Below are 12376 nucleotides of genomic sequence, written 5' to 3' on the forward strand. Positions count from 1 at the left end.
TTAAAACAAAACTGGGTTGTAAAAGTCCGGTTGAATACCGAATTTTTACAACCCAGAAAGCTGCTTAAAGTTTCGTCCAATATTTAGGGTTCACTTCAGTTAAGACAAATTGTCTTAGCGCGCTTTTTGAGTTGGTGATTATCTTGGAACAACATGCGTTTCGATTTGTTGTTCGCCACCTTTGACAGAGCCAAACTTCGAAAGAACCGTAATCGTGCCATCCGCATTCGGCGTGAAAGTCCAAAAATCCTCTCCTTGTGCCCCAGAGTAATCGTGGGCCGTCATTGAACCATCAGGTTGACTACTGAAAGTGCCGTTATGCGAAACAATAATATCAATACCATTAAACGCCTTCTTAGCAGCTTCAATCGCCTCTGCTTGCGTGACCGGTTTAATCGCTTGTTCCGCTGCTTGTTGTGATTCACTGGCTTTAGAAGCTGTCATTGCTGATGCTTGTTGGACAGCAGACGCTGAACTTCCATCTGCCGCTTGTTCACTAGCGGATGCACTACTTGCAGCTTCAGCCGCTTGAGCTGCCGCTGTTGATGCTGCAAGCGCGGCCTTTTCACGAGACTCGCTCATCGCTTTAGCTGACGCTTCTGAAGCCTGTTTTTTGGCGCTACTTTGGGCCCGCAATTTTGATTCACTTTGCTTTTTAGTCCGTTTTTCCGACTGCGCCGTACTGTGACTGTTGCTACTTGTCTTCGTTGAATCAGCCTGTTGCCCACACGCCGCCAACAAAAGAAGCGTCGCCGTTGCTAAACCAACCGTTAATTTCTTATTCATACTAATAGCCCCCAAATACCTTAGTTGAGATTACGCATCTCGATAACTAAAGTATATAAAATTGCCCCGACATAATATGTCACTTTGATGGATATAAAAAAGAACCGCAGACAAATTTTGTCTGGGCTCTCAATTTTTCTTATTTATGATACGGCGATCCCTGGTTAATCATAAACGCCCGGTAGATTTGTTCCGTTAGAACTAAGCGCATCAATTGGTGTGGTAACGTCAATTTGCCAAACGATAAGGCGTCGTTAGCGCGTTTATTAACAGCATCACTTGTTCCGAGTGAGCCCCCAATAATGAAGGTAATATCTGATGTGCCATAGGTTGCCAAATCTTGGATTTCTTTTGCGAATTCTTCTGAAGCACGTTGTTTGCCGTGAATGGCTAACACAATCACGTGTTCCTTATCCTTCACCTTGGCTAAGATCCGTTCGCCTTCTTTATCTTTAACGGTCGTCATTTCAGCCTCGCTCAAAGATTCCGGTGCCTTTTCGTCTGACACTTCGATGATTTCAAACTTACAAAATTTACTTAAGCGTTTGGCGTATTCCGCAATGCCCGCCTTCAAGTATTTTTCTTTCAGTTTCCCAACTGTGATAATTTTGATATTCATAACGTCCTCCTAGCTAATACTTCTATTTTAGGCGAAATTGATTCTAAAAAAAAGCTATTCACAGTAATTCACCGAAAAGTACATGTTATCCACAAAAGTTGTCCACATATGCACAAGTGTTCGTCCCAAGTCTTGTGGTTTAAATTTTACCAACCACTAAATAATCGAATCACAATTTTTGGAACGCTTTCTAACAAAAAAAGTTATCCACCGATTTTTAATTATTCGCACTACTGTGTATCCATTTAAAAAAGCTATTATATCAGCATTTTAAGTCTGTTTATTTTAATTTTAAAAAGTTATCCACTTTCCGTTTATTAGCTTGTGGATAACATTGGTGCTTATTTTTCCGTGTTATACCCACAATCCACAGACTTATCCACAGACATCTAATGTTACCTCCTTTTGGCTATCCACATTGACTTTTTTAAAACTTAACAATTCGACTACTTGGCCCCCTTGACGAACTTCTTTTTTAATTTAGCGCCACAAAAAAAACGCGCGATCGGAAGAATCCGGTCGCGCGTCTTTATTTTTAGTTCGTTTGTTTAGTTGTTGTCGTACTATCTGATGAAGCTGCTTGTGTGAGTTTAACATTCGCTTTTTTCAAGCTGCCATTATGATAGTACTGAATTTCAGTTGTGCTGTTCATTGCGTAACTATATAGAATTGTGTGTAAGTCTGCCACACTTGAAACCGTCTTGCCGCCTAAGCCGACAATCACATCATACTTACTGATACCAGCCTTCTTAGCAACTGAATTGCTTGTTACTGAGGCCACTACTACCCCGCTGTTAACGGATGATGGTAATTTTAGTACTGAAGATTGTTGTGTTGATGAAATATTGGTTAAATCAATCACACTAATCCCAAGTGCTGGTCTAACCACTTTCCCGTTAGCCACCAATTGGTTAATAATTTTAACGACTTCGTTACTTGGAATAGCAAAGCCCATCCCTTCAACAGACGTTTCACCATTTGAAGCTAATTTCATTGAATTAATCCCAATGACTTGACCAGCCATGTTGACTAATGGGCCACCTGAATTCCCAGGGTTAATCGCTGTATCAGTTTGAATAACAGTTGCTTGACCAGTTGTTTGGCCGGTTGTTTCGTCTGTCACATCAATGGTCCGTTTCTTAGCAGAAATAATCCCTTGTGTGACAGAAGTTGCGTATTCTGAGCCCAATGGTGAGCCGATCGCAAGAACTGATTCACCAGCTTTGATACTATCTGAATCACCAAACGTTGCCGTCTTCTTCACTTTAGTCCCGTTAATTTTTAAGACAGCCAAATCAGAAACAGCATCTGTCCCAACTAAACTAGCTTCCAATTTTGTGCCATCACTCAAAATGACTTCGATTTTATCAGAACCAGCAACCACGTGATTATTCGTCACGATGTAAGCTTTGCCGTCTTTTTTCTCGTAGATTAAACCTGAACCTTCACTGGATTCTTCTAAATCACTGCTACTGCTCTTAGAAGAACTGCTATTGCTGTCAGTGCTCCCTGAACCAAATAATGAACTCAGGTCACCGGTTGATTGTTGTTGTTTTTGTAAGTTCACAACGGATACAACTGATGTATTAACCTTTTGGAAGGCGGTTGTCGTTTGTGATGATGAGTTCACTTTGATGTTACTAATCTTAGTTGCCCCCGCTTTAGTAGGCGTCTGCGTTGCAGTCGTGACGTCATTGGCCGAATTGCCGAGTCGAGAAAAACCGGCATAGGCTGCGCCACCACCAATCAACGCTGAAATAACCACAACAATCGCTGTTTTCATTAATCCTGAATTTTGATTCATACTAAATCACCCAAACTTTCTAATTTTATTCTGTTTATTGATTATCTCTATCATAAAATTTAAATTTGAAAAATTCATGAACAAGTTACGAATTTTAAATTGTTTTTATAGCGGTATTTTAACGCTTTTATCCCTAAACAACAAATAAAGGGTCCGCAATCGCTGGATCTGTATCTAAAATTTCAAAGTCCGTGCCAACACCATAATCATGTTGTTCTAAAATTGACGCCACCGTTAAGTGTGCCAACTCCTTCATATTGTTTTCTTGGCTCAAATGGCCTAGGAAAACGCGTTTTGTTTGTTGCCCCATAAAAGCCATTAAGGCTGAAGCGCCATCTTCGTTAGACAGATGTCCAGTATCACTAAGGATCCGTTGTTTAAGCGACCACGGATATTTTCCCATCCGTAACATTTCCAAATCGTGATTACATTCCACCAAGTAGGCATCCGCATTTTCGATAGTGCCTCTGATTTGATCCGAAACGTACCCCGTATCCGTTAAGATTGCGAAGGCCCGGTTGTTATGATGAAATTGATAGAATTGCGCCGCAGCGGCATCGTGTGACACACCATAACTTTCAACATCGATATCGCCGAGTGTTTTGGTTTTGCCCATCTCAAAGACGTGCTTATGTTCATCAGGGACGGTGCCAATAATTGACGCCATCGCATCCCAAGTCGGTTGATTGGCGTACACATCAATCCCGTAACGGCGGGCTAAGACGCCAACACCGCTACTGTGATCGCGATGTTCGTGCGTCACTAGTAGACTATCAACCTCTTTTAAATCCCGACCAATGCTATGCATTAAATCCTGAACCCGTTTGCCACTCATCCCCGCATCGACTAATATTTTTTGAGTTGGTGTTTCAATAAAAGTTGTGTTGCCTGAACTACTGCTGGCTAAGACGCTAACCCGCATTTCATCTTTTTCTACCATTTATCCGCTATCCCCTTGGCTTTTTCACTGATTCTTATGATGTTACTTCGCTGCGATTCTTTATTAAGGTGCCGGTGAACGCATTGATGCGCTTAACGACGACGTTTTTGGTACTCTTATTTTCAATGGCGATTTGCCAGGCTGGTACATAAACCGTACTGCTATTGGCATCTAATAAGGCGCTATAGCCTAATTGAACCCACAAAATCTTGGAATTATTCGGAATTTCGTTGTCAGTGTATAAATCGACAACTGCCCCTTGCGCAGAAATTTTGGTCATTTCTTTTTCACGTAAAATTTGCACCTTATTGATGTAAGTTTGCGTATACTGACTGATTTGCCCGTTATCTAATGTAAAAATTAACTGCCCGTGTTCGTCCATCATTTGTCCGCCCGGCACCTTTTGAACGTAAACAGCTTGTTGATTACTTGATAATGCTTTTGAATACCGGTACTGATCAGCCTGGTAAACATTATTGCCATCTTTCAAGAAAGCATTGATAGCCGAAGATGCCCGCCCCTTTTTATAGCTCAACGGTTTGTCGAGTACGCTTGTCAGGGTTAGTCTAGATTTATCAAACGACGCCGTCTGCCCGGTTAACTTGGCGCTAGCAGCTTCCAAGCCCGTCTGATCAGCTTGTCGACTGGCTAAATAATAACTTTCTCGTTTTTGATTCGATAACCGATTAACGGTAATCTGATCATCCTTTAAATCTTTTAAAATCTGACTGGTTTGCGAACGATTCGTAATAGAAGCCGAATTGGTCGTTTGACTACCACTAAGCGACATAAACAAATAGATATCGAGCGCAATAAAAATGGCGATAAAAATCATTTCAATTCTGCGAAAATCCATCTGTCTAACTCCCTTCGGTTAGTTCTTCTTTCTGTGCTAATAATGCGCTAAGGCTACGCCAAACACCCTTGTACTGAATAAAATAAGTTGGATTAAGATCAATTACTTGGTCATTACTTGTTTCTTGCGTCCACTCATACCCAACTTGAATATTATCGATATTCTCTAGTAATAAACCATTTTTAGTCATCTGATTTAAGACGGCTTGTGTACTTGGTAAAGTGACTGGTTTATCACCTGCTGGTACGGGCACTTGTAAACTATAGTTTGAGAAATCAACCCGTTGACCAGTTGGCAATAACTGTACCTTAACACTCCCAAAATTGGTTTGGTAAAAGACTGGGAAGCCTTCAACATAGGTCCGGTAGGTCGTCGAATTGGTATCTTCATCGTAACTATAAAAACGCATCCCGGATAGTGAATTGCCGGTCTTCAATAATGCTTCAAAACTCGTTTCAAAACTCTTCGTTAAACCTGTTGGCGACTTGGTATCCTCATACTTCACATACGCAATTTCACCTGTTTTATGATTAATGGTTAGTCGCTTGTATAAATCGTTATTGTCACCATCTGTATAGATTACGTTGTCCCCTTGTTCCTTAGCGTCAATGTTATCCGTATTCTTTTGATCCAACAAAGTTGTAATGTAGTAATTTTCAGGTTGTTGGTTCACTAAATAACTGTACGGTAAAAGTGACTGATTGGCGGCCACATAAATAAACGGTTTATGATTTAACAGACTCTCTTTAACGTTTAAATGCACATCTGAATGATCCAAGATTCGTTTGACCTGCGCGACTGAAAATTGACGCATCGTCGTTTGATAGATCATGTGACTCTTATCGTTCATCAACGTCAACTGCGGCTTAGTCCCCATCGTAATCTTGATTCGATTAAAGGTCGTATTCCGGCTCAATTGATTATTACTGTCGTCAAAAACCTTCTTAAAGACCGCATACGAAATATTGTCCGGATACAACAAGGTCAATGTATCATCGGTTGTAATCGCCTGATAGTAATTGGCTTCACTTAACTTAGATGCTTTAAACCGTGCTGATTTAGTCAACTTCATGGCTTCCTTCAGCTTAGGCACTAAGCTTTCCTTTGAATTATAAACGAGCTGACTCTGTTGATTAGTCCGCCACAGGATTTGCGTGGGTAAAAAGATATCGCTAATCTTACGATCGGACTTTCGACTCACCGCTTTAGTCGTCGTTTGACTATCTGTCCGTCGTTCGTAATGTGTATTATTCGTCCAAATCTTCCAGGATAAAATAATACTTAAAACGATTGAAGCAATCAGGATGACCCGCATCACAAAACTATTAAATTTCATCCCAATCACCTCCATCAGAATCAATTGGTTCGTATGGTAAAGAAATATAGAATGTTGAGCCTTTACCTTCTTGGCTATCAACCCAAACACGCCCATTATGTGCTTCGATAACTTCTTTTGAAATTGCCAAGCCTAAACCGGTCCCGCCTTGTTTCCGAGAGCGCGCCTTATCAACCCGGTAGAAACGATCGAAGATTTTCCCTAAATCTTTACGTGGAATCCCTAAGCCCTGATCAGAAATGCTTAAGATCACATGACGATGGGTTTCCAATAAACGACAAGTGATGACCCCACCATCTGGTGAATACTTAATCGCATTATTCATAATATTATCGACTACCTGCATGAATTTATCGGTATCAATTTCGACCCATAAATCCCGCTTGGTGAAGTCGCGCGTAATACTGTATTTTTTATTAGGATCATCAGTTGGTAACTTGCCCGTCCCTCTCGGTGATGCATTGTTATCGTGTTCCTGATCCCGTTTAATCATCATATCAAACCGATCAAGTACATAGCCAAAGAATTCATTTAAATTAACAAATTCTAAATTCATTTTAGCTGTCCCTTGGTCCATCCGCGATAAACTCAATAAATCGTTAATCATTCGGATCATTCGATCAGTTTCTTCTTGCGTAACCTTCAAAAAGTTCGGTGCGACTTCAGGATCTTGCCAAGCACCATCATTAAGGGCTTCGATGTAACTCCGAACACTCGTCAATGGTGTCCGCAATTCGTGAGAAACATTTGAAACGAATTCGCGTTGTTCACGTTCATTCTTTTGTTGTTCCGTTACATCATGTAACACACACACTAACCCGGTGATATAGCCTGTTTCTCTTTGAATCAATGAAAAATCGACATGCAAAATCAAGTCATGATCTTGTTGATCTGAAAAATCTAGGACCATCACTTGTTGGGTTTCTAATAAATCGCGAAGTGTGTATTCTTCACTAATTTTAAGCACTTTTAGAAGCGATTGACCTAATACACCATCGCTAGTCACATTGAGAAAGTCCTGCCCGGTTTCATTAATAATCGTGATGTTACCTCGCCGATCAGTCGCAATCACCCCATCGGTCATGTGGCTCATGACACTGTCTAGTCGCCGTCGCTCGGATTCGGACGCTTCTTGCGCCTCTTCGACCCGAACTGACAAGTTATTAACCGCAATCGCAAGTTGGCCCAATTCATCCTGTCCATAGATGCGGACCTGGCCTGAATAATCGCCACGTGCCATCTGAATTGCTTGTTTCTTCATTTCATCAATTGGACGCGTTATTGCCCGGGAAATGACAATCGATAAAGCCATCCCTAATAAACCTGCCACAAGAGACGAGGTCAGGAAAATAACCGTGATCGATGAAATGCCTTTATAGACTTCTTCCATGCTGGCACGAATATAGACTGCGCCAACGACAGTATTGCTGTCACCGTTGGGATCCGTCAACGGTTGAATCGCCGTATAATAACTGCCCTGGCTTTCACTATAGGCAACTTCTTGTTCCGTATGCCCTGAATAAATCGCCTGTTTCACACGTGGGTTACGCGTTTTTTGGCCAACAGTACTTTGCGTATTCAGATTAGTGACACCCCGAATGGTCCCTTTATTATCAACGACTTGAATCTCAGCAGAATTGCCCATATCGCCAATAATATCCTTGATATTTTTATTCGCATTACCGCTATTGCTCATCAATTCATTGCTTAATTGATTTTGAACATAGGGAGTCACTTGCAATGACTGCTTAAAATCTTTCACATTTTGGTATTCCAATTGCTTAACAAACGAAGCCCCAATCACCTCTAGTGTTACTAGCAGCAACAAGACAAAAACAATTGCAATCTTGAAATGGATTGATTGGAATAACCGAATTTTTTTATTCATGCGTTAAACTTACTCCTGCTCAGGATTTCTTAAATAGTACCCAACACCACGACGCGTTACTAACCATTCTGGATGACTAGGATTATCTTCAATCTTCTCACGTAAACGACGGACTGTGACATCTACTGTGCGCACATCCCCAAAATAGTCATAACCCCAAACTGTTTGTAATAAATGTTCACGCGTCATTACTTGCCCAATATGTTTGGCTAAGTAATGTAATAATTCGAATTCACGATGCGTTAATTCAATCTTCGTGCCCCGTTTAGACACAATATAAGCTTCTGGGTGAATCGTGAGGTCGCCAATGTTAATTTCATGGTTTTCCTCATTTGCTTCTTTATCAGATTGACTGGTTGAACCTTGCCGTCTTAAATTGGCTTTAACACGAGCGACCAGTTCCCGATTAGAAAAAGGTTTCGTGACGTAATCGTCGGCACCTAATTCTAGTCCAATCACTTTATCAATTTCTGAATCTTTAGCTGTTACCATAATAATTGGCATATCGTGTGATTTGCGTACCTGGCGAGCGACTTCAAGCCCATCAACCTTAGGTAACATCAAATCTAATAGAATTAAGTCAGGGACAACTTCTTCAACTTGTTGCAGTGCTTCTTCCCCATCATAAGCCGTATAAACGTCATAGCCCTCTTTCGTTAGATTAAACTTAACGATATCCGAGATGGGTTTTTCATCATCAACTACCAATATTTTTTTAGCCATTTTAGTATCCTCCTTGGATGCTTTGTCTTCTATTATACTCATTTTAAGAATGCAATTCAAAATCTGGTCTCGTTTTCAATCCCGTTATAATCCCGCCATTAACGATATTTGATGGGCCTAATTGGGTTGCTACTTACTCCCGCAACAATTTTATTGAAAAAAATCAAAAAAACTGTTTACAGATTGCCAATCCCTATGGTATGATATTTAAGTCGTAAGGCATGAGACATTATATCACATGGGTGGTTAGCTCAGCTGGCAGAGCAACGGACTCTTAATCCGTGGGTCCAGGGTTCGATCCCCTGACCACCCATCAAGTATACATGATAAGTCGTTATAAAGGTGCTTAGGCATTGATATAACGGCTTTTTTATTTCTTCTTAGCAGATTAGTATTCATAGTGAATACGACAAACCGTATTCAAAACCGTATTCACGTATTCAACAAAAATCACGCACGGGGCATATACATAACTTATAGCAGACGGTCGTATTATTGGCCGTCTTTTAATTTGAACTAACTTCATTAAACAACGGCCTATATTAAACATAGACCGTCAAGGATCATACTAGCAACTACTAGCGTTAGTTTCTGTCGTAAATCGCGACTGTATTCATTAGATAAGGGGATATCCCCAGTTTTGGGGCGATGTTTTAGGGGTAACGGTTCGTTACGCCATCACATTTCTATCTAAAAACATCTGCTCAAAGTTGAGCCAATCTATATCTAATTGAGTAGCATGGAATTTTCCGTTGTACTCATTTTATTTTGACCTAATAGAACGATCTGTTATGGCAGGTTATTTCACGGTTCGACAAACCGCCCTATTTTAGGGCCTCCTTTTTCTAAACTACCGTTTCAGTACCTCAGATTGCTTCCATACAATTAGCCGAAACCAAAAACGGCTTGGGCTCCTTCTAGAAACATCTCATTAAAATTAACGGCATCTAAAATTAATTAGGGCCGAATTTTCCGCTGTACTCTTATCTCTATATTGACTACTTAACAAGTGTAGTTATAAGTACGGTTGTTAAATACCAAACATCTGACGCACCATATCAGTGCATTAGATGCTGTTGCAATATACTAACTCATCTTTAAGGAGTCGTCAATTCGGTGACTCCTTCTTTAGGGCCTCTAAAATCTCTAATTAAATTAATGTTAGGTTTTGTTAGGTTTTATGTCCAACAAAAACCAACATTTTCTATTCTCTTTAGGGTGTCTGATTTGTACGGATAGAAATAAAAAAAGGGCATTTTGTCTACTTTTGTCTAGTTATATTTAACACCAAAGGCTACCACCACGGGTTTAAAGCTAATTCACGTAGGTTTACATTGGATAAACCAATAATGGCTTGTCCTATTCAATTACTAATCCATAAACTAGCCTGCGAAATTTTGCGCAACCTACTTATAAACAAGCAACTCTTGATTATTATAGCTTTCGGCAAAAGCTAATAACGCCCTATTCTTAAACCGATTATAACTAGACCTGCTATACCCCATCGTATCCGCTATATATTGCCTTGTTTTATGACTACCGTCTAAGTAACACATATTAATAATGGATGCTTGCGTATTCTCCATTCCTCCTACAACCGTTTGGATACACTTTAAATCGCGCTTAGCTTGTTCGTGTAAGGGATGTCTAGTATTTACCGTGGCCAGTCGTCTAATCGTGCTATAGCTCTTTAACAGCTTTCTAGCGTTGTTAATACTTTCTTGCCGGTTTATTCGATCGATGATCATAAACATTTCACTCCTTAAAAATTAATAAGCCATCACTGGGGTAAGACTCGGCAAACTCCAATAATGCTTGCTTCTTATGCTTTCTAAACGCTGATGCTGTTATGCCTAGTTCATCGCAGATATATGACACGGTTAGTTTACCAGCGCTTAAATACTGCAGCTTTAACAGTTCCCTGTTAATCGCCGTTAGCTTACTTAAAGCCACGTCTATGTATTCTAGGGTCTGCCGTGCCTCGAGTGTTTTAATCGCTCGTTTCTCGGTTGCGTTCCCACCGCTAAAAGATTTTGGTGTATGACTGTAAGAAGGACTTCTTAAACTGCTGGTACTTATTACAACGTGCTTTAAACGCCAATACTGCTTTAATAACTTATCTGCTTGTTGTTTACTCTTGTTCTCGTCAATATCAAAATTAAACAGTTTACTCACATCCCAACACTAAGTTTTTCTAAGGTTCTTCCAATATAAAAAGAGATGAACGGCTACCGATTGGCAGTTATTCATCCCTTTAGTTTTTCTATTCGGGTTACTCTAATTTAGTTTTATTGATTGTCTCAACTAAGATAATCTTACCATGTTGTGACTTAACTGTAAGACTTCCAAACTCTGGTAACTCAATTTCTTTTCGCTTGTCATTATCAATCAAGATAACTTTACTCAATATCTTCAACTCCTAAACGTCAATCTGTTTCAGTGCCGTCAAACGTTCTGTCATTCGTTGTGTGTGCCGTTCTAGTGGTAAGATAGCCAGCGCTAACTCCTCTTTATTAGTAGCGATGAAATAGCCATGTTTGTTATCCTGTCTAAGCCCACCGATTGGCACTTGATACTTAGTCACTAGTAAGTTAATACAACTATAAACGTCACGCATCGGAATACCTGTTTGTAGCTTAATTTCTTTAGCAGTTACTGGTCGTTCAATACCTTTTGGGATGACTGCATAAATTCTTTGTAGTCGTTCGTTTGTAAATTTAATCATTGGTGCTAACCACTCCTTTACTTAGAACCTAGGTTTTATCAGGTTATTAACCAACCCCCTATATATTAGGGGGCCAAGCGTTCATATAGCACGCTCAACGCACATCTCTTTCTTTTACATAAAATTCCCTAAATCGGAAATTCTTATCCAAGTTGATAGGCCCGCGAAATGCTACGTTCGGATATATTAAACGTCCAATTTATTTCTTTTTCGTTCTTAATCTGATAACCAGCTATTAACATCGCGCCTTTCATTGCACCATTTAATACATAAAAGCCAAGTGGTGTACGTTCAAAAATATGTTTAATCTCGTATGATGTCCGATTGCCACTGAAAGTTTTAATCGGTTTTAGCGTTGTTAGCACCCAATTAACGAGTACTGCTTGTTCATCTGCTGATAATTCATTGAATAATTTAGGCGTGTTAGTTTCTTCAAATTCATGTCCCACCACTGGAAAGGCTTGTTCTAGCAAGTAACGCCTGCCATTGATCCAGTTAATCAAAGCTTTACGTTTATCAATATAATTATTTCCCACATGTTTCCCCCTTTAATTAGGCGTACTTGGGACCAAGATTGGGACTAACAAAATAGGCTTAGTCCTTTACTGCCTGTAAGCATGGCGTACCAACGTACTTAGAAAACGACAAAATTCTTTTTATACATTAATATATAGTAGTAATCTTTTTTCTTACTACTAT

At 40.0% G+C, this 12376-nt stretch carries 12 protein-coding genes and 1 tRNA gene; 1 reads left to right on the forward strand and 12 read right to left on the reverse strand.

The window, feature by feature from the left end:
- Positions 1-138: 138 nt before the first annotated feature.
- The 8 genes from NDN60_RS03690 to yycF form a co-directional block, all read right to left on the reverse strand.
- A complete protein-coding gene (locus NDN60_RS03690) occupies positions 139-786 on the reverse strand; it encodes a hypothetical protein (protein WP_076981366.1) in 648 nt (215 codons plus the stop codon).
- 139 nt (positions 787-925) lie between these two features.
- Entirely contained in the window at positions 926-1405 is a 480-nt protein-coding gene (gene rlmH / locus NDN60_RS03695) for a 23S rRNA (pseudouridine(1915)-N(3))-methyltransferase RlmH (protein ID WP_011373797.1), read from the reverse strand.
- A gap of 535 nt (positions 1406-1940) precedes the next feature.
- Positions 1941-3209 (reverse strand): S1C family serine protease, encoded by a 1269-nt coding sequence (locus NDN60_RS03700; protein ID WP_056946885.1) that lies wholly within the window; start codon positions 3207-3209, stop codon positions 1941-1943.
- A 133-nt stretch (positions 3210-3342) separates the two neighbouring features.
- Positions 3343-4149 carry an MBL fold metallo-hydrolase gene (locus NDN60_RS03705; protein ID WP_011373794.1) on the reverse strand — a complete coding sequence of 269 codons (807 nt, stop codon included), beginning with the start codon at positions 4147-4149 and terminating at the stop codon, positions 3343-3345.
- A 34-nt stretch (positions 4150-4183) separates the two neighbouring features.
- Positions 4184-5005: a two-component system regulatory protein YycI gene (locus NDN60_RS03710; RefSeq protein ID WP_056946883.1), complete on the reverse strand. Its 822-nt coding sequence runs from the start codon at positions 5003-5005 to the stop codon at positions 4184-4186.
- 4 nt (positions 5006-5009) lie between these two features.
- Entirely contained in the window at positions 5010-6341 is a 1332-nt protein-coding gene (locus tag NDN60_RS03715) for a YycH family regulatory protein (RefSeq protein ID WP_099712956.1), read from the reverse strand.
- Positions 6331-8229, reverse strand: a complete 1899-nt coding sequence (gene walK, locus NDN60_RS03720; protein ID WP_011373791.1) for a cell wall metabolism sensor histidine kinase WalK — start codon at positions 8227-8229, stop codon at positions 6331-6333. Before walK ends, NDN60_RS03715 begins: the two co-directional genes overlap by 11 nt.
- Positions 8230-8238: 9 nt before the next feature.
- A complete protein-coding gene (gene yycF / locus NDN60_RS03725; protein WP_011373790.1) occupies positions 8239-8952 on the reverse strand; it encodes a response regulator YycF in 714 nt (237 codons plus the stop codon).
- A gap of 240 nt (positions 8953-9192) precedes the next feature.
- Here yycF and NDN60_RS03730 point away from each other — a divergent pair.
- Positions 9193-9265 (forward strand) — tRNA-Lys (locus NDN60_RS03730).
- A gap of 1442 nt (positions 9266-10707) precedes the next feature.
- On the opposite strand, the gene NDN60_RS03735 is transcribed toward NDN60_RS03730, so the two are convergent.
- From NDN60_RS03735 to NDN60_RS03750, 4 genes are all read right to left on the reverse strand, one after another.
- Complete coding sequence (locus tag NDN60_RS03735; protein ID WP_099947585.1) at positions 10708-11127, reverse strand: ArpU family phage packaging/lysis transcriptional regulator; 420 nt, start codon at positions 11125-11127, stop codon at positions 10708-10710.
- Positions 11128-11224: 97 nt separating this feature from the next.
- The gene (locus NDN60_RS03740; RefSeq protein WP_261797885.1) at positions 11225-11359 is read right to left on the reverse strand and encodes a hypothetical protein; all 135 of its coding nucleotides are present in this window, start codon (positions 11357-11359) and stop codon (positions 11225-11227) included.
- Positions 11360-11371: 12 nt separating this feature from the next.
- Complete coding sequence (locus NDN60_RS03745) at positions 11372-11677, reverse strand: hypothetical protein (protein ID WP_099947584.1); 306 nt, start codon at positions 11675-11677, stop codon at positions 11372-11374.
- A 143-nt stretch (positions 11678-11820) separates the two neighbouring features.
- Positions 11821-12213: a hypothetical protein gene (locus NDN60_RS03750; protein WP_099947583.1), complete on the reverse strand. Its 393-nt coding sequence runs from the start codon at positions 12211-12213 to the stop codon at positions 11821-11823.
- Between the last annotated feature and the right edge of the window lie 163 nt (positions 12214-12376).

The organism is Latilactobacillus sp. (assembly GCF_033176295.1).
In the GTDB taxonomy this organism is placed as follows: domain Bacteria; phylum Bacillota; class Bacilli; order Lactobacillales; family Lactobacillaceae; genus Latilactobacillus; species Latilactobacillus sakei.